Source organism: Nocardioides secundeburneus (assembly GCF_039939255.1).
Classification (GTDB): domain Bacteria; phylum Actinomycetota; class Actinomycetes; order Propionibacteriales; family Nocardioidaceae; genus Nocardioides.
Genome location: NZ_JBDUUE010000002.1, coordinates 169,438 through 187,544 on the forward strand (window position 1 = coordinate 169,438; position 18,107 = coordinate 187,544).

Annotated in this window: 15 protein-coding genes; 7 read left to right on the forward strand and 8 right to left on the reverse strand. The window is 74.0% G+C overall.

Translation table 11 applies throughout. The features are described from left to right. Positions 1 to 43: 43 nt before the first annotated feature. Entirely contained in the window at positions 44 to 1,576 is a 1,533-nt protein-coding gene (locus ABFT23_RS05740) for a flavin monoamine oxidase family protein (RefSeq protein WP_347893259.1), read from the reverse strand. 89 nt (positions 1,577 to 1,665) lie between these two features. On the opposite strand from ABFT23_RS05740, the gene ABFT23_RS05745 reads away from it, so the two are divergent. Genes ABFT23_RS05745 through ABFT23_RS05755 form a run of 3 tightly spaced genes read left to right on the forward strand, consistent with a single transcriptional unit; the run spans position 1,666 to position 3,856 of the window. Next, positions 1,666 to 2,292, forward strand: a complete 627-nt coding sequence (locus tag ABFT23_RS05745) for a TetR/AcrR family transcriptional regulator (RefSeq protein WP_347893260.1) — start codon at positions 1,666 to 1,668, stop codon at positions 2,290 to 2,292. Beyond that, a complete protein-coding gene (locus ABFT23_RS05750; RefSeq protein WP_347893261.1) occupies positions 2,289 to 2,939 on the forward strand; it encodes a class II aldolase/adducin family protein in 651 nt (216 codons plus the stop codon). The genes ABFT23_RS05745 and ABFT23_RS05750 overlap by 4 nt, the downstream gene beginning before the upstream one ends. Further along, positions 2,936 to 3,856 carry a carbohydrate kinase family protein gene (locus ABFT23_RS05755; protein WP_347893262.1) on the forward strand — a complete coding sequence of 307 codons (921 nt, stop codon included), beginning with the start codon at positions 2,936 to 2,938 and terminating at the stop codon, positions 3,854 to 3,856. Before ABFT23_RS05750 ends, ABFT23_RS05755 begins: the two co-directional genes overlap by 4 nt. Here the strand turns inward: ABFT23_RS05755 and ABFT23_RS05760 are convergent. The 5 genes from ABFT23_RS05760 to ABFT23_RS05780 form a co-directional block, all read right to left on the reverse strand. Beyond that, complete coding sequence (locus tag ABFT23_RS05760) at positions 3,820 to 5,244, reverse strand: aminotransferase class V-fold PLP-dependent enzyme (protein ID WP_347893263.1); 1,425 nt, start codon at positions 5,242 to 5,244, stop codon at positions 3,820 to 3,822. The genes ABFT23_RS05755 and ABFT23_RS05760 overlap by 37 nt on opposite strands. A 132-nt stretch (positions 5,245 to 5,376) precedes the next feature. Beyond that, entirely contained in the window at positions 5,377 to 6,849 is a 1,473-nt protein-coding gene (locus ABFT23_RS05765) for a pyridoxal phosphate-dependent decarboxylase family protein (protein WP_347893264.1), read from the reverse strand. Then, a complete protein-coding gene (locus ABFT23_RS05770; RefSeq protein ID WP_347893265.1) occupies positions 6,846 to 8,213 on the reverse strand; it encodes an MFS transporter in 1,368 nt (455 codons plus the stop codon). Before ABFT23_RS05770 ends, ABFT23_RS05765 begins: the two co-directional genes overlap by 4 nt. 35 nt (positions 8,214 to 8,248) lie before the next feature. After that, positions 8,249 to 8,983 (reverse strand): M15 family metallopeptidase, encoded by a 735-nt coding sequence (locus ABFT23_RS05775; RefSeq protein ID WP_347893266.1) that lies wholly within the window; start codon positions 8,981 to 8,983, stop codon positions 8,249 to 8,251. Between the two features lie 82 nt (positions 8,984 to 9,065). Beyond that, a complete protein-coding gene (locus tag ABFT23_RS05780) occupies positions 9,066 to 10,250 on the reverse strand; it encodes an alpha/beta fold hydrolase (protein ID WP_347893267.1) in 1,185 nt (394 codons plus the stop codon). Between the two features lie 73 nt (positions 10,251 to 10,323). On the opposite strand from ABFT23_RS05780, the gene ABFT23_RS05785 reads away from it, so the two are divergent. The 4 genes from ABFT23_RS05785 (at position 10,324) to ABFT23_RS05800 (ending at position 14,710) form a co-directional block, all read left to right on the forward strand. Further along, positions 10,324 to 10,818, forward strand: a complete 495-nt coding sequence (locus ABFT23_RS05785) for a hypothetical protein (RefSeq protein WP_347893268.1) — start codon at positions 10,324 to 10,326, stop codon at positions 10,816 to 10,818. Further along, the gene (locus ABFT23_RS05790) at positions 10,815 to 12,287 is read left to right on the forward strand and encodes a hypothetical protein (protein ID WP_347893269.1); all 1,473 of its coding nucleotides are present in this window, start codon (positions 10,815 to 10,817) and stop codon (positions 12,285 to 12,287) included. The genes ABFT23_RS05785 and ABFT23_RS05790 overlap by 4 nt, the downstream gene beginning before the upstream one ends. A gap of 135 nt (positions 12,288 to 12,422) precedes the next feature. After that, complete coding sequence (locus tag ABFT23_RS05795; RefSeq protein ID WP_347893270.1) at positions 12,423 to 13,739, forward strand: hypothetical protein; 1,317 nt, start codon at positions 12,423 to 12,425, stop codon at positions 13,737 to 13,739. Next, positions 13,739 to 14,710, forward strand: a complete 972-nt coding sequence (locus ABFT23_RS05800; protein ID WP_347893271.1) for an Abi-alpha family protein — start codon at positions 13,739 to 13,741, stop codon at positions 14,708 to 14,710. The genes ABFT23_RS05795 and ABFT23_RS05800 overlap by 1 nt, the downstream gene beginning before the upstream one ends. Before the next feature lie 24 nt (positions 14,711 to 14,734). On the opposite strand, the gene ABFT23_RS05805 is transcribed toward ABFT23_RS05800, so the two are convergent. Together ABFT23_RS05805 and ABFT23_RS05810 are read right to left on the reverse strand one after the other, a co-directional pair. Further along, the gene (locus tag ABFT23_RS05805; protein WP_347893272.1) at positions 14,735 to 17,293 is read right to left on the reverse strand and encodes a glycoside hydrolase family 65 protein; all 2,559 of its coding nucleotides are present in this window, start codon (positions 17,291 to 17,293) and stop codon (positions 14,735 to 14,737) included. Beyond that, entirely contained in the window at positions 17,293 to 18,021 is a 729-nt protein-coding gene (locus tag ABFT23_RS05810) for an HAD family hydrolase (protein ID WP_347893273.1), read from the reverse strand. The genes ABFT23_RS05805 and ABFT23_RS05810 overlap by 1 nt, the downstream gene beginning before the upstream one ends. Between the last annotated feature and the right edge of the window lie 86 nt (positions 18,022 to 18,107).

Here is an 18,107-nt window from a genome sequence, read left to right on the forward strand (position 1 = left end):
CCCCGTCGAGGTCGACCAGGTGTCGAACTATCCGCCGCGGTGGTCATCGCAGCCTCTCCAGGACCTCGAGCGCGGCGCGTTCACCCGAGCGGACGGCGCCGTCCATGTAGCCGCTCCAGTAGGTCGAGGTCTCGGTGCCGGCCCAGTGCACGCGGCCGAACGGACGGCGGACGGCCGGGCCGAGGGTGCTGAAGGAGCGGTCGGCGGCGTGGAAGGCGGTGGGGGCGCCGCGGGTCCAGCGCTCGCGGGTCCAGTCGTGCTCGGTGTACTCGACCGGCCGCAGGGCCTGGGGGCCGAACATCTCGGCGAACCCGGCGAGCACGGCCTGACGCCGCTCGGCGAGCGGGAGCCGGCCGTAGCGGCGCCAGGTGTCGCCACCCATGAACGCGAGCAGCACGCCGGGCGAGCCGTCGGGCGGGCTGTTGTCGAAGACCGCGCGGGCGGCGCCGGCGTCGTTGATGCCGAAGCCGTTGAGGCCGGCGTCGCGCCAGAACGGCCGGCGGTAGACGGCGTCGCACTTCATCAGCTTGCCCATGTGGGACTTGTGCAGCAGCTGGCGCCGGGTGGCCGGCAGGCGGGGGAACCAGTCGATGCCGAGCACCATCGGCGGCGGCGCCGCCACGATGACGCGGCGTGCGGTGACGACGCCGCGGCCGGTGTGCACGCGCACGCGGTGGTCGCGCTGCACGATGCGGTGAACCGGGGCGTGCAGGGCGACGATGTCGCCGAGGCGCTTGGCCAGTCGGATCGGCACCAGCTGGGAGCCGCCGACGAAGCGACGCTCCTGGGCCCCGTCGACGGTGTCGGAGTTGCGGGCGAACGTGCCGACCGTGCGCTCGTTGCCCGAGCAGGCGACGTACCAGAGCACGAAGAGGAACGAGAGCTCGCGCGGGTCGGCGCCGAAGCCGGGCTGGGTCCAGGCCTTGATGAGGTTGGCGACGCCCGAGGGGTTGAGGATCGAGTGGGCCCGGATGAACTGCTCGAGCGTCATGGAGTCCCACTCGCGGGCGCGCGGGTGCGACCACGGGGCGTCGACGGCGATCTCGGCCGCGTAGGAGTCGATCAGCTGCAGCAGGCGCGCGGCGTCGGGCAGGATCGTCAGGTCGGGCGGCACGGTGCCGGAGTACTCGAGCCGGCCGGTGGTCGACGAGACGTAGACGCTGTTGCCGGTGACGTGCTCCTTGAAGGTGGGAACCCCCATCTCGCGGGCGAGGCGGGCGATGTGGTCCTGCGTGGGGCCGATGAAGGCGCCGCCGGCCTCGATGACGGCGCCCTCGGTCGTCAGCGTGTGGTTGAGCAACCGGCCGCCCACCCGCCGGCGCGACTCGACCAGCAGCACCGAGCGCCCGGCGCGGGCCACCTGTCGCGCGGCGACCAGGCCGGCGAGACCGCCGCCGACCACGACGACGTCGACCTTCGACGGCAGGCGGCCCTGGAGGCCGGCGGCGTCGGCCTCGGTGAGGCCGCCGAGCCCGACGAGCCCGCCTGCACCGACGGCCAGGGCGGCGCCGCCGCCGAGGAGCGTGCGTCGGGAGACGTCGAGGCGGGAGTCGATGTCGACGAGGTCACGGGTCACGGCTCGCTCCAGGATTCCGACCTGAACATGTGTCAGGTTTCGCTCTCGTACCCTACTGTCGAGTCGTCCACCGAGGGAAGGGTCGGAGCGTGAAGGTTCAGGGGGGAGCGGCCGTGCGTCGGGCGCCCGTGCAGGAGCGCAGCCGGCGGCGGGTCGAGGCGATCCTCGCGGCCACCGAGCGTCTGGTCCTCGCCCGCGGTGTCGAGCCGCTGACGACGCGGGAGATCGCCCACGCCGCCGAGGTGCCGGTCGCCTCGCTCTACCAGTACTTCGCCGACAAGGAGGAGCTGCTGCTCGCCATCGCGCGGCGCGACATGGCCGAGATGGACGACCAGGTCGCGAGCGACCTCGCCGAGCTCGCCACGCGGGAGTCCCTCACCGTCACCGGGCTCGTGGAGACGACGATGCGCGCCTTCGTCAAGGTCTACGCGCGCCGCCCGGCCTTCGTCGAGGTCTACCTGCGCGGTCGCACCAACACCGCCGTGCACGCCTTCGGGCGCGAGCACAACCGGCGCATCGCCGAGACGCTGCGCGACGTCGCACTCGAGGCCGGCATCGCCCGCCCCGACTTCGGCCTGCAGGCCGCCGTGCTCGCCGTCGAGGTCGGCGACCGCGTCTTCCAGCTGGCCTACGAGCACAGCCTCGACGGCGACCCCGGTCTGGTCGAGGAGGGGATCGCGATGATGACCGCCTACCTCGACCGTTACGCGGCATGAGTGCGCGCGACGACGTCGCCGCGGCGGCCCGCCGCCTGGCCGCCGAGGGCCTGCTCGTCGGCACCGCGGGCAACGTGAGCATGCGGGTGCGCGACCTGGTGGCCGTGACGGCGTCCGGCGTCGTGCTCGCCGAGTGCCGGCCCCACGACGTCGTGCTCGTCTCGGGCGACGGCCACCTCGTCGACGGCGGGCTGGTGCCGACGTCCGAGCTCGAGCTGCACCTCGGCGTCTACGCCGACCGGCCCGACGTCGGGGGCGTCGTCCACACGCACGCGCCGTGGTCGACGGCGGTCGCCTGCGTGCTCGACGAGCTGCCGGTGCTGCACTACCAACAGCTCGTGCTCGGTGGCGCCGTCCGGGTCGCGCCCTACGCCACCTTCGGCTCGCCCGGGCTGGCGACGTCGGTGCGCGCCGCGCTCGAGGGGCGCCAGGCCGCGCTCATGGGCAACCACGGCTCGGTCGCCGTGGGCACCACGCTCGACAAGGCCGTCGAGCACGCCGTCCTGCTCGAGTGGCTCGCTGCGCTGCACCACCGGGCGTCGTCGCTCGGCACGCCGCGCGTGCTCACCGAGGCCGAGCAGGAGGCCGTCGTGCTGGCCGCCCTCGCCAAGAACTACGGATCCGTACAACCTCAGGAGGACGAGTGAAGGTCGCCTGCGTCGGCGTGCACGTGCTCGACACCCACGTCATCGGCATCGAGTCCATCCCCGAGGGCTCAGATGGTCAGCTGGTCGAGACCATCCGCCCCTCGGCCGCGGGCACGGCCGGCGGCACGGCGCTCGTGCTCGCCCGGCTCGGTGCCGACGTCGCGTCCTACGGGGCCATCGGCACCGACGCGGTCGGTGACCTCCTGCTGACGCTCCTGGCCCGCGAGGGCATCGACACGGCCGGGCTGGTGCGCAAGGCCGAGCACCAGACGTCGTCGTCGGTCATCCCGGTGCGGCCGAACGGCGACCGACCGGCCTGGCACTGCATCGGCGCCAACGGCGCCTTCGCCCTCGACGACCTCGACCGGACGACGCTCGCCGCCACCACCCACCTGCACCTGGGCGGCCCCGAGTTCCTCGGCGGGCCCGCGGCCGGTGAGCTGCTGGCGTGGGCGCGCGAGCAGGGCATGACGACGTCGGTCGACGTGCTCGCGCCGGGCGACACCGACCTGCTCGCCTGGATCGCCGACGCGTTGCCGCACACCGACTACCTGCTGCCCAACGACGAGCAGGTCCGCGGTTTCACCGGACACGACGACCTGGCAACCGGGGCGCAGGCGCTCCTGGCCATGGGTGTGGGCTGCGTCGCCGTCACCCGGGGTGCGCAGGGCGCGCTCGTCGTCACCACCGACGCGGTCGTCGAGGTGCCTGCCGTCGCGCTGGGCGAGGGCGAGCTGGTCGACACCACCGGCTGCGGCGACGCCTTCAGCGCCGGCTTCCTGCGTGGTCTCTCGCTCGGCCGCGCGCCGTCCGACGCCTCGCGCCTCGGGTGCGCGACCGCGAGCCAGGTGGCCCGCGGCCTTGGTACCGACGCGGGCGACTACTCGCTCCCGACCGTCGAGGCGGTCGCCGGCTGACCCGAGGCGGCCCGTACCGGGCGAGCGAGCCGCTGCCGGTGGACGGCGAGCAACGACTCGCGCACGCCGCCGCCGGCGGCGGCGAGCAGCACGTGGGTGCTGGCCCGGCGCTCCGGCCCGTCGGCGGTGGCGGCGGCCTCCAGCAGCAGGTCGGCCGAGTAGCCGCCGACCGGAGCCTCGAAGCGCGGCAGCAGCCGCTCGAGCGTGCCCTCGACGCGGGCCGGGCCACGTGCCTGGGCCTCGGCGACGGCGTCCGCGAGCGCGGCCAGCAGGCCGTCGACGCGGGGGAGGACCGCGGCCGTGACCGGCACGCGCAGCAGGGGTTCGCCGTCGTCGGGCAGCACCGGGTGCGCCGTCCAGCCGAGGGCGTGCAGCGCGTCGCTGAGGGTGAAGACGTCGCAGGTCCCGTCGGCCACCAGGCTGACCACGGTGGCCTCGGGGCGTGCCGCGAGCCGGACGCCGGGCAGCCCGGCCAGCCCGTCGACGACGGTCCGGGTCGCGGCCAGCGCGGCGGCGGCGAGGTCGGCCCACCCCGTGGCGCCCAGGGCGCCGAGCGTGTCGACGGTGTCCTCGAGCAGGGCGCTCGGTCGGGCCCACGCCGTCGGCAGCGCGAGGGGGCCGCGGGTCGGCGTCGAGACGGTGAGGGCGCGGGCGCCGGCCGGGTCGCGGTGCAGGACCGCCACGAGGTCGGTGTCGTCGCGACCGTCGGGCCCGACGTCGATCGCCACCGACGCGACGCCGCGGATCGCGAAGCCCCACAGGGTGCCGAGCTGACCGGTGCGCGCCGCGTGGGCCATCGCCCAGCCCCCGCAGGTCGCGTCGACGTGCAGCGGCACGCCGCGCGCCTGTGCGGCGGCGGCGATCCAGGCCACGGGGTCGACCAGGCCGTGGGTGTACGACGGTGCCGAGGCCACGATGAGCACGGTGTCGGCGCGGACGGCGGCGGTGAGGGCGCCCAGGTCGGCGCGCCCCTCGTCGTCGACCGCGACGACGATCGGGGTCAACCCGACCGTGAGCGCCGCAGCGAAGTAGGCCGGGTGCGCCGAGCGGGGCAGCACCACCGAGGAGGGCCCGGCGTCGCCCCCGTCGGGGCCGACGACCGCGTCGCGGGCCCCCCGCAGGACCGCGACCGCGGCGTCGTCGACCCCGGTGGCGACGACGCCCGAGGCGTGCTCGGGAGCGTCGACGAGGTCGGCGACCAGACCGAGCAGCCGGCCCTCGAGCTCGTGGCGGCCGGGCATCGTCCCGCGGTGGGTGGCCCGATGGACGCCGTGCCCGTCGACGTCGGGCCGGCGGTGGCGGGGGCGAGCCGACGGGGCCGTGCCGGTGCGCGCGACGGGGTCGTCGTCCTCTCGCATGAGGGTGAGGTGCGACGAGGCGCGGGGCATGGGACCTCCGGGGTGCGTGGGGGGCGCGGGCCCTCCGAGGCTAGGGGCGGAGGCGATGCCGTGTGCTCGGGCGCGGAGGCCGGCCTGACTGGTCCCTTGGGACTAGGTGGGATAGCCGTCAGGGCAGCCGGGTCACCCGGCGCGGCCTCGGGTGGGCCGCTGCAGGCGGTCGAGGAACGCGACGAGCACGGCCTCGCGCAGGCGCGGCGGGGCGGCGTCGAGCAGCGCGTTCACGGGGGCCATCCGGGTGGGCAGCTCGAGCCCCGCGTCGGGCCCGCCGGCACCGTGCAGGCCGGACGCCGCCAGCAGGCCGTCGAAGTCGGCGTCGGTGAGCGCGTCGGGGTCGAGCGCGGCGACGAACGCCACGACGTCGGGGTCGACGGCGACCGGGCCGGCCGCCCGGGCCGCCTCGACGGCCGCGGTGAGGGCCTCGACGAGCTCGGGCACGTGCGGGAGGGTGGCGGCCGAGACCGAGAGGTGCAGCGTCGCCGGGTGCGGGCCGAACGACATCTGCGGCTGCACGTGCCAGCCGCGCGTGGTCATCTCGTCGGCGACGGTGAACGGGTCGCACGTGTCGTCGGTGGCGAGCGCGACCAGCGTCGAGTCGGGGGCGACGACGACGCTCAGCCCGGGGATGCCGGTGGTGGCGGCGACGATGGCGTCGACCGCGGCGAGGACCTGGCGGGAGAGGAGCTCGTAGCCCGTGTCGCCGATCGCGTGCACCGCGGCCCAGGCGCCGGCCAGGGGGCCGCCCGAGCGGGTCGACTGCGTGGTCGAGTTGAGCATCGTGTAGCCCGGCCAGGCGGCGCTCGCGAAGTACTGCGGCTTGCGCAGCGCCGCGGAGCGGTGCAGGAGCACCGCGGCGCCCTTCGGGGCGTAGGCGTACTTGTGCAGGTCGACCGAGATCGAGGTGACGCCCTCCACCGCGAAGGTCCACGGCGGCACGGCGCGGCCCAGTCGGGTGGCGTAGGGCAGCACCCAGCCGCCGATGCAGGCGTCGACGTGGCAGCGGGTGCCGCGGGCGGCGGCGAGCGCGGCCAGCCCGGTCACGGGGTCGACCACGCCGTGGGCGTACGACGGCGCGCTGGCCACCACCAGCGCGGTGCGGTCGCCGAGGTCGTCGAGCACGCGGGCGGTGGCCTCGACGTCGGCCCGGTGGTCGGCGCCGGTGGGCACCACCACCGCTTCGACGTCGAAGTAGTGGGCGGCCTTGTGGAACGCGGCGTGCGCGGTGTCGGGCAGCACCATCGCGGCCTGGACCTCGGGGTGCGCCGACCGGTGGGCGTCACGCGCGGCCTGGACGGCGAGCAGCACCGACTCGGTGCCGCCGGAGGTGATCGTGCCGACGACGCCGTCGGGCCCGCCCGGTGCGTCGAGCAGGTCGGCGGTGAACCCGACGAGGTCGTTCTCCATCGCGAGCAGGCTCGGGAACGCGGTCGGGTCGAGCCCGTTCGACCCGGCGAACGCGGCGACGGCCTCGCGGGCGACGCGGTCGACGTCGGGCAGCCCCGCGTCGTAGACGTAGGCCAGCGTGCGGCCGCCGTGCACCGGCAGGTCGCGGGACTGGAGGTCGCGCAGCCGGGCCAGCACGTCGTCGGGGGTCATGCCGTCTCCTGGGGATCGGGGTGAGCGGGTCGGTCAGGTCGGTCGAGGCTCTCGTCGAGGCGGTAGCGCCACAGCCAGCACAGGCTCGCGACCACGAGCAGGGCGGGCAGCGCCGAGAAGCCGAGCGTGATCGCGGTGAGCGCGCTGTCGGGCTGCACGACGTCGGCGTCGTCGGTGGTGGAGCGGTAGGAGCCGAGGGCGAGCACGAGCGCGAAGACGCCCGGGCCGAGGGCGAGCCCGAGGGTCTCGCCCGCCGTCCAGACGCCGGTGTAGACGCCGGTGCGGTTCTCGCCGGTGCGACGGGCGTCGGTGGCGGCGACGTCGGGCAGCATCGCGAGCGGGAAGACCTGGGCGCCGGCGTAGCCGACCCCGACGACCGCCACGGCGGCGATCACCACGGCCCCCGGCGCGACCTGGGCGGTGGCGGCGAGCGCGGCGCCGGCCGCGAGGACCACCGACGAGGCGAGGTAGCCGCGGCGCTTGCCGATGCGCTCGCCGACCGCCGTCCAGACCGGGGTGAGCAGCAGCGCCGGGCCGACGAAGCAGACGAACAGCACCGTGGCGGCGCCGTCGCTGTCGAGCACGTCGCCGGCGAGGTAGTCGACGCCGGCCAGCATGCAGCCGGTGGCCAGCGCCTGCAGCATCCAGGTGGTCAGCAGGAGCCGGAAGTCGCGGGCGCCGGCGACGACGCGCAGCTGGTCGCGCAGCGAGCCGGGCCCGGGGGCGACGTCGCCCCGCGGTGCGTCGCGCGTGCCGAGGTAGGCGCCGACCGCGCCGATCGCGATCAGCGTGGCCATCACCAGGCCCATCAGCCGGTAGCCGTCGCGGCCGCCCACGGCGTCGCGCAGCAGCGGGGCGGTGGCGCCGGCGAGCAGGATGGTGAACGCCAGGATCGCGACCCGCCACGTCATCAACCGGGTGCGCTCGGCGTAGCCGCTGGTCATCTCGGCCGGCATGGCGACGTAGGGCACCTGGAAGAAGGCGTAGGCCGACGCGCAGGCGAGGAAGACGACGAGCACGTAGCCGGTCTCGAGCACGCGCGAGTCGACGTCGGGGCCGGCGAAGAGCAGCGCGAACGTGAGCGCGAGCGCCAGCCCGGCCCGCAACAGCCACGGACGACGCGGGCCCCGGGGGTCGGCGGTGCGGTCGCTGATGCGCCCTGCGACCGGGTTGAGGACGACGTCCCACGCCTTGGGCAGCACCACCACGACGCCGGCCACGACGGCGGCGACGCCGAGCGTGTCGGTGAGGTAGGGCAGCAGCATCAGGCCCGGGACGGTGCCGAAGGCGCCGGTGGCCACCGACCCGAGCCCGTAGCCGACGCGGACCTTGCGGGGCAGGGTCGACGACGTCGTCTCGGGCACCCCCGCACGCTAGCGGGGGCGGGCCGGGCGATGGGTCAGATGCCGCAGGACGGCGCGCTCCACGACCGACCGGCCCGGGTGTCGACGTGCACGTGGTCGTCGTGGCCGGGGTAGCCGGGGCCGAAGATGCCGCCGAAGCCGTTGTAGCGCGCGTTCTGGGCCAGGCCGCAGAACGAGGCGCCGACGAGATCGATCGCGTTGCCGTAGGTGTGCTGGCCGGTGCCGCTGCCGCCGACCTGGCGGTCGCAGGCCTGCGACCGGAAGCCGGAGGTGACAGTCAGCGGCACGTTGCCCATGCGCTGGCGCAGGGCCTCGGCGCGCCACATCGCGCGCTTGAGGTTCTCCTGCACGGTCGCGGCCGGCACCGACCCGCCGCTGTAGCCGCCCTGGCCGCATCCGCCGTCGACCTCGGCGTAGGAGAAGTGGATGGGCGTGCAGTCGTCGTCCTGCAAGGCGTAGATCTGCGCGTACGTCGCCGGGCCTGCGACCCCGTCGGCGGCGAGGCCGTAGGAGGCCTGGAAGTTCTTCACCGCCTGCACGGTCTGCGGCCCGAAGCTGCCGTCGATCGCCATGTTGACGCCGTATCCGGCCCAGCCGGCCACGCGGATCTGCAGCTGCGAGACGTCGGCCCCCGTGGCGCCGGAGGAGAGGTTGCGGGTCCAGGAGTAGCAGCCGTCGGCGTGGGCCGGTGGCGAGGTGGCGGTGGAGACCGCGACGAGGCTGACGAGCGTGACGGCGAAGGTGGCGAGGAGGGCGCGCAGGCGGGTCATGTCTCCAGCCTGGCGAGGCTGCGGCGCGCCCGAAACCGGGAATCCCCTCGCCCTCCCGCCGGCGCCCGACGGCGGGGATCGGTCAGCGGGCGAGGGAGCGGGAGGCGCCCGAGCCGTGGCGGCGGCGTCCGGTGCCGATGGCCGGCTCGCCGTCGCCCGACGGGGCGGGACCGTCGTCGGACGTCGGGGCCGACCACTGCGAGACCCACTCGTCGAGCACGCTCCACGTCGTGTCGCGGGCCGCGCGTCCGGTGAGCATGCCGAGGTGGCCGCCGGGCACGATCTCGAAGCGCACCTCGGGCGAGCCGGTCAGCAGGGGCACGACGGCCTTGACCGAGGCGACCGGTGCGATGCCGTCGGTGGCGCCGGCGAAGACGAGCACCGGCACGCTGATGTCGGCGAACGAGACCGTGCGGCTGGTCCCGTCGGCATCGGCCAGGTCGAAGGTGCCGTCGACGAGCGCGTTGCCCTTGACGAAGCGGTGGTACAGCTGGCCGAACGTGCGGCCGGGGTAGGCGATCATGCCGGCGGTGAACCGGTCGACGGCCTCCATCTGGGCGAGGAAGTCGGCGTCGTCGTAGTGGGTGAGCTTGGCGACCGGCTTGGTGACGAGCTTCTGGAACGACGACAGCTGGAAGGCCCACTTGACCAGCGGCTTCGGGGCGCCGCCGAGAGCCTGGTAGCCCTTCGTGATCGGGCCGCGGCCCCCGGCCCAGTTGAGCAGCGGGCGGAACGGCGCCACCAGCGGCACCAGGCTGACGTCGACCGGCGAGCCGACCACGGTGAGCGAGGCGACGGGCAGGTCGGCGTCGGCGGCGAGGGCGAGCATCGAGAAGATGCCGCCGAGGCTCCAGCCGACCACGTGCACCGGCCGTCCTCCGGCGTGGGCGGAGGTCTCGCGGATCGCGGCCGGCACGACCTCCTCGATCCAGTGCTCCATGCCGAGGTTGCGGTCCTTGAACGAGACCTGGCCGTACTCGACGAGGTAGGTCGGCCGGCCGGTGCCGACGACGTGCTCGACCAGCGAGCAGCCGCGCCGCAGGTCGTAGCAGGTGGCCGGGGCCGCCAAGGGGGTGACGAGCAGGACCGGCTCGCCCTGCTCCTGCACCTTCGCGGCGGGGCGGTAGTGGTAGACCTCGCGCAGCGTGCCCTCGTCGATGAGCGTGCGCGGCATCGGCCGCAGGTCGGCGAGCCCGCCGTAGAACACCTGGTGCGCCAGGTTGCCCGCCGCCGAGGCGACCTGGTCGGGCTTCGGGATGAGGTCCACCTTCGCAACGTACCCCGCCGGACGACGTCCGGTCGCCGGGTCGAGGCCGGCGGCTCCTAGGATGGGCCGCGCCATGAGCCGCCTCGTCCCGTCACGCTCGCGCGACCGGGTCCTCGTGGGCGTGGCCGTCGCCCTGCTCGCGCTGGTGCTGAGCCCGCTCGCCGGCCGGGCCGACGTCAGCGGCCAGTACCGACCGCTCGTGCCCCCCGACGGGCTCACGACCGGCTGCTACCCGCTGCCGGGCGACGTCGAGCTCGACTTCGCCGCCGTGCTGCGCTCCGACGGCACGGTGCTCGACGCCGACGGCCTGCACCGCCGGGTGGTGCTCCAGTTCGACCTGGTCTCGGCCGCCGAGGCGGCGGCGAGCGCCGAGGCGTCCTTCGCCGCGGCCGGGGTGGCCGACGACGTCCGCGTGCGGGCGCGCGACCTCGACGTCCCCGCCGACCAGGTGGTGCGCGGGGTGATGGTCCTCGACCTGCCGCTGGTGCGACGGCAGTCCGACGACGCCGTCTGCTTCGACGCCAACTCGACCAAGCGCTTCACCCCCGACCTCCCGGACCGCTCGTGACCAGGCCGACGGACGCCGTCCGCGCCCGCTGGGCGGCCCTCGGCCGGCCCGAGCGGCTCCTGGTCTGGCTCGCGCTCGCCACCGTGGCGGTCAAGGTCGTGGCCTACGCCGGCGTCGCGGCCGGGCCGGTCGTCGGCGACGAGGCCTACTACTTCGACGCCGGCCGGGCGCTGTCGAACGCCGTGCGCGACCTGGTCTGGTTCCGGTCTCCCGACACCGCCGAGCTCGACCGCATCGCGGTGAGCAGCGGCTGGTTCATGCCGGGCATGCCGGTGCTGCTGACCCCGCTCTACCTGTTCGTCCCCGGCGCCGGCACGCCGCTGGTGCGCGCCTACCTCGGCATCGTCACCTCGATCGTGCTGCTGCTCACCGCTCGGCGCGTGCGGCGCACCCTCGGCAACGCGCCGGCCGGTGCGCTGCTGGTCTACCCGGGCCTGGTGCCCACCTACGCCGTGTTCGGCACGGCCGGCTGGGGCGACAGCCTGGCCGGGCTGGTGGTGGTGCTGATGATGTGCCGCGCCATCGAGATGACCCGCGCGTGGCGCGACGGCCGGGCCGTCACGTGGCGCGACGGCGCCCTGCTCGGCGTCTACGCGATCCTCGCGGTCTACTTCCGCTCCAGCGTGAGCGTGCTGGTCGTCGGCATGCTCGGCGCGACGTTCGTCGTCTCGCTCGTCGTCGCGCGGCGCGCGGTGCGCTGGCGGGTGGTCGGCGCCTACGTCGTGGCCGGCGTGGCGTTCCTGGCCCTCCTGGCGCCGTGGTCGGTCGGGGCGTCGGTCGCGCTCGACTCGCGCGTGCTGACCACCGTGTCGGTGCCCACCGTGCGGGCCAACACGTTCGGCGACCGCGACGTGCTCTGCTTCGGCGAGTGCGACCCCGGCAGCAGCATCTGGTTCTCGCCGCTGCGCTTCTCCCGCGAGCACGCGCGCGCGGCCGGCGTGAGCGAGACCGTCATCGCCGACGAGATGTCGGCCTACGCGCGCCGCGACATCACCGCGACGTCCTACGCGCGCGACGTCGGCATCAACGCCGGGCGCTACTTCGTCCTGCCGCACCGGTTCGCGACGCTCCTGCAGTGGCACGGCTCGCCGGTGCCCATCGCGGCCATCTCGAAGGTGCTGACCGCGCCGATGTTCTACGGGGCGACGCTCGTCATGCTCGCCCTGCTCGGCGCCGTCACCCGGCGCTCGTTCGACACGATGCTCACCCTCGTGCTGGTCAAGATCGGCATCGTGACGCTCATGGTGCAGCCGTTCGTCCACATCGCCGGTCCGCGCTACTGGACGACGATGGCGCCCCTGCTCGGCATCGGGGCCGCGTTGCTCTGGACCATCCGCCGGCAGCGGCGCGACGACGTCCCGACGGCCGAGGCCGGCACGCCCGCCGTCCGAGTGCTGCACGTGGCGCAGGTGGCCATCGGGGTGCTCGTGGTGCTCGTCGTCGCGACGGTCGGGCTGCTGGCCGTCTGAGTCGAACGGCGGGTCGAGCAGCGGGCCAGATAGCCGCGACATCGTGTAGCGGTCACCGCCCCCCGGGGTGGACGGGACGCACTAGTCTTCGCGGATGGCGGTGATGGGGCCGCGCAGGCGAAGGGGCGTACGGGCGTGGACTGGTTGCTCGATCCGGTGTCGGAGTGGTTCGACGGCATCCACTGGTTCGCGTTCGTGACCATCCCGGTGTTCACCGGCGTGATCGGCTGGCTCATCAACTGGTCGGGCCTGGTCATGCTGTTCGCGCCGCTGCGCTTCCGCGGCGTCCGCGTCCCGGGCATGAAGGAGCTCGCCACCGTCCTGCCGCGCAAGATCCAGGAGGTGCCCGGGGTGCTGCAGGGCGGCATCGGGTGGCAGGGCATCGTGCCGGCCCGCGCGGCGAAGATGGGCAGCATCGCCGTCGACAAGGCGATCGCCAAGCTCGGCACGCCGGCCGAGTTCTACCAGCAGCTCGAGCCCGACCAGATCGCCGAGCACATCGTCACCGTGTTCCGCCCCGAGATCCCCGAGCTCGTCGACCAGGTCATGCGCACCGAGCACCCCCGCCTGTGGCGCGACCTGCCGCAGCCGGTCAAGGACGCCGTGTTCCACCGGGTGCAGGCCCAGCTGCCGAGCGTGGTTGGCACGGTCACCACCGAGATCGGCATCCACATCGACCAGCTGCTCGACCCGAAGATCATGGTGATCGACCACTTCCAGGACAACCCGGAGCTGGTGGTGCGGATCTTCCGCGACTTCGGTCAGAAGGAGCTGGACATGATGGTCCGGTTCGGCTTCATCTTCGGGTTCCTGCTCGGCATCCCGGTCGCGGTCATCGACTCCATCGCCCACCAGGCCTGGCTGCTGCCGGTGCTCGGCGTCGTCGTCGGGTGGATCACCAACGCGCTCGGCATGTGGCTCATCTTCGAGCCGCCCGAGCCGCGCAAGATCCTCGGGATCACCTGGCACGGACTCTTCCTGCGCCGGCAGAGCCAGGCCGCCGAGGTCTACGCCCAGATCATCGCCGACGACGTCATCACCCTCGAGCGCATCGGCGACTTCCTGCTCGACGGCCCCCGCGGCGACCGCACCCGGCAGATGCTCGCCACCGCCCTCCGCCCGGCCATCGACCAGGCTGCCGGGCCGGCCCGCGCGGCGCTGCGCGTCGCCATGGGCGGCCAGCGCTTCGACACGATCCGCGAGTCGGTGGCGCAGGAGGCGGTCGGGCGCACCCTGACGCCGTTCAAGGACCCCGAGTTCAGCGCCCGGCAGGCCGAGAAGATCCGGATCCTGGTCGCCGCCCGGACCAAGGAGCTGCCACCGAGAGACTTCGTCGACATGATGCGCTCGGCGATCAAGGAGGATGAGTGGATGCTCTACGCCCACGGAGCGATCATGGGCGCCGCCGGTGGCTTCCTGCACCTGGCGATCTTCGGCGTGCAGGGGGGCTGATGAGCACCGACGACGAGCGGCGCCGCCGCGACGCCCGCCACCCCCGCGACCTGCAGCGCCTGCCCGAGCTGCTGCCGGCCGCCGAGTCGCTGCCGGGCATCGCCCGCGTGGCGGCGTCCGCGGCCTGGCACACGGCCGGGTGGGGGGCCCGGACGTCGGCGAAGGCGTGGCTGCGCGTCGGCCGCGCCGCCACGAGCCAGGAGGAGGCGGCGGCCCTGGCCCGCGACGCCGGCCACGCGATCGCCGTCGTCGGCGAGCTGGCGCGCACGGTCTCGGCCGGCACGCCGGTGGGCAGGGCGCTGATGTCGGCCGGGGCCGACCTCGGCGGGCTGGTGCCCGCGTCGTCCTCGTCGTCGGCCGCGGGGGAGACCGTCGACGGCGAGGTGGTGGCGGGCCGGCTGTGGGAGACGAGCGCGCCCGAGCCCCCGTCGCTGCGCGACCTCGGCCACGAGCTGCTCTCGAGGTCGCGCGACGTGTGGAGCACCGACCAGGGGCACCCGGCCTACGAGCGCATCCTGTCCGAGATGGCGCCCGACGAGGCGCGGATCCTGGTGCTGCTGCTCAACAAGGGTCCGCAGCCCAGCGTCGACGTCCGCACCGGCGGCCCGATCGGCATGGTGTCGTCGCAGCTGATCGCGCCGGGACTGACGATGATCGGCCCGCGGGCGGGGTGCCGCTACGTCGACCAGGTGCCGGCCTACCTCAACAACCTGTTCCGCCTCGGTCTCGTGTGGTTCAGCCGCGAGGCGCTGCGCGACCCGATGGAGTACCAGGTCGTCGAGGCCCAGCCCGACGTGCTCGCCGCGATGCACTCGGTGAAGTTCGCCAAGGTCGTGCGGCGCTCGATCCACCTGACCCCGTTCGGCGAGGACTTCTGCCGGACCTGCCTGGTCGAGGAGGACGCCGCCGACGCGGCCTTCCCCGAGCACGGCACGCCGGGCGACGGCGAGTCCGTCGGCCCGGGGCACTGAGCCCTTGCCCCGGGCGCCGTCGGGTCAGGCGCCGGAGGGCAGCTTGGCGGTGATCACGGTGCCGTCGGCGCGCGTCGTGCCGACCGGGTTGACCGGCTCGCCCTGGATGCGCGGACCGTGGCCGTCGAGGTCGACGACCGAGACGTTGTCGGGTGAGACCCTCACCTTCTCGCCCCGCACGTCGAAGGTCAGCGTGGCGCCGCCCTCCTCGACCTGCAGGGTGAGCGTCTCCTCGCGCACGGTCACCCGCACGCGGGTGCCGCGCAGGGTGAGCCGGAACGTGAGGTGCGACCAGCCGTCGGGCAGGCGGGGGTCGATGCGCCAGCGGCCCTCCGCCTGCTGCCGGAAGCCGCCGAACCCGGCCACGAGCGCGCTCCACACGCCGCCCGTCGAGGCGACGTGCACGCCGTCGGTGGTGTTGGCGTGGCGGTCGTCGAGGTCGACGAACAGGGCGCCGTGGAAGTAGCGCAGCGCGAGGTCGTGGTAGCCGACCTCGGCCGCGACGATCGACTGGACGACGGCCGAGAGCGTGGAGTCACCCGTGGTGATCGGGTCGTAGTAGTCGAAGTCGGCCTTCTTCTCCTCCAGCGTGAAGTGCTCGCCCTGCAAGAACAGCGCCAGCACGACGTCGGCCTGCTTGAGCACCTGGAACCGGTAGATGACCAGCGGGTGGTAGTTCAGCAGCAGCGGCCGCTTCTCGACGGGGGTCTTGCCGAGGTCCCACATCTCGCGCTCGAGGAAGTGGAGGTCCTGCGGGTGGATGCCGAGGTGCTCGTCGAAGGGGATCGTCATGCCGCGCGCGCAGCGGTCCCACTCGTCGACCTCGCCCTCGAGCAGGCCGACGCGGGCCACCATCTCGCGGTAGTTGTCGGGGCGGTTGTCCTTGATGAACCGGACGGCGCCCGCGGCGCGGCTGAGGTTCAGCCGCGCCATGACGTTGGTGTAGAGGTTGTCGTTGACGACGGTCGTGTACTCGTCGGGGCCGGTGACGCCGTGGATGTGGAACGACGCGCCGTCCGGCTCCTCCCGCCAGAAGCCGAGGTCGGCCCACAGCCGGGCCGTCTCGACGAGGATGTCGATGGCCTGCCGGTCGAGGAACTCGTAGTCGCCGGTGGCGTCGACGTACTGGCTGAGCGCGTAGGCGATGTCGGCGTCGATGTGGTACTGCGCCGTGCCGGCCGCGTAGTAGGCCGAGGCCTCCTCGCCGTTGATCGTGCGCCAGGCGAACAGCGCGCCCTTCTGGGCCAGCGCCTCGGCCCGGTCGCGCGCGGAGTCGAGCAGGCCGTAGCGGAACCGCAGCGCGTTGCGCGCCGCCCACGGTGAGGTGTAGGTCAGGAACGGCATCACGTAGATCTCGGTGTCCCAGAAGTAGTGGCCGCCGTAGCCCGAGCCGGTCACCCCCTTGGCCGGGATGCCGGCGCCGTCGGCGCGTGCCGAGGCCTGGGCGATCGAGAACAGGTTCCAGCGCACGGCCTGCTGGATCGCGGGCTGGTTGCCGACCTCGACGTCGGAGCGCGCCCAGAACGCGTCGAGCCAGGCGCGCTGGTCGTCGGCCTGCTTCTCCAGGCCCTCGGCGGCCGCGCGGTCGAGCGTGCGCTTGCACCGGTCGAGCAGCTCGCCGGTCGGGACGACGCGGGCGGTGTGGTAGGCCACGACCTTCGTGAGCCGGATCGGCACGCCCTGCTCGGCAGTGACGTGGAAGATCGCCTTGGCGTGGTCGTCGCCGCGCTCGACGTGCGTCGAGTGCCGGCTCGTCGTCTCGAGGCGGTGGTCGACGGCGAGCGCGATCGTCATGCCGCTGTCGGTGCACTTGTAGCGCAGCGCCAGCCGGTCGTCGGCCAGCACCTCGCCGTCGTTCTCCGGGTTGAGCACCCGGTGGGCGAACGACTCGGCCTTGCGCGGGTCGAACTCCGCGGCGGCCTTGGCCATCTCGACCGACGCGCCGCGGTCGGCGTCCTGGCGGTTGAGCACCTGCGAGCTGATGGTGACCGGGCCGCCGCCGTCGAGGAGCGTGACCTCGAACGTCATGACCGCCAGGTGCCGCTGCTCGAACGAGACCATGCGCGTGCTGTCGACCTGCACGCGTCGTCCGGACGGCGTGCGCCAGACGACGTGGCGGCTCAGGACGCCGCTGCGGAAGTCGAGCGCCCGCTCGTACTCAATGAGGTCGGCGGCCGAGAGCTCGAGCGGCTCGTCGTCGACGTAGAGGCGGATGACCTTGGCGTCGGGCGCGTTGACGATCGTCTGGCCCACCTTGGCGAAGCCGAACGCCTCCTCGGCGTGCTGGATGGGCCAGGTCTCGTGGAAGCCGTTGACGAACGTGCCGTTGGCGATGAAGTCGCGGCTCTCCTCGTAGTTGCCGCGCAGGCCGAGGTAGCCGTTGCCGACGCTGAACACCGACTCGGTGGTGCCGAGGTCGCGGTCGTCGAAGCGGGTCTCGACCAGGCGCCACTCGTCGATCGGGAACCGGCTGCGGTCGAGCGGGTCGGACGCCGGCGGTGCTACGTGGCTGGCGCCGTGCCGCTCGTCGGCGTCGTCGTGCTGGTGCGGGTGGGCGGGCAGGTTGGGGTTGGCGTCGTCCATCAGACGAGCTCCTCGAGGTCGCGGACGACGACGTCGGCCCCGGCCGCCGTCAGTGCCTCGGCGCCGGCGCCGCGGTCGACGCCGATGACGAGGGCGAAGTCGCCGGCGGCGCCGGCCCGGACGCCGTTGATCGCGTCCTCGACGACGACGCTGGCGTCGTCGGGCACGCCGAGCTCGCGGGCGGCCTCCTCGAACATGTCGGGTGCCGGCTTGCCGGCCAGGCCCTTCTCGGCCGCGGTGCCGCCGTGCACGACGACGTCGAAGTACTCGGTGACGCCGGCCGCGGCGAGCACGTCGGGGGCGTTCTTCGACGACGACACGATCGCCATTGGCAGGCCCTTCTCGCGCAAGGCGTCGAGGAGCCGTCGCGAGCCCGGGTAGGCCCCGACGCCCTCGCGGCGCAGCACGTCGCCGAACGCGTCGTTCTTGCGGTTGCCGAGGCCGCACACGGTCTCGGAACCCTCGGCTTGGTCGGACGGGTCATCCGGCGAACCCTGGGGGAGGTCGATGCCGCGCGAGGCGAGGAAGTCGCGGACGCCGTCGTAGCGGGGCTTGCCGTCGACGTGCTCGAAGTAGTCGTCGTCGGTGTAGGCCGCCTGCCCCTCGCGGGTGGCGAGGAACTCGTTGAACATCTGGGCCCACGCCCGCATGTGCACCTCGGCCGTCGGCGTGATCACGCCGTCGAGGTCGAAGAGGACGGCGCGATAGGTCGTCAGGTCGACGGTCATGGCGCCCACGCTAGTGGGGAGCGGTGTCGAGCGGGTTTCCGGTGGGTCGTCGGGGTGCCCCCCGGGCGGCCCGGACGCGCGCGTCA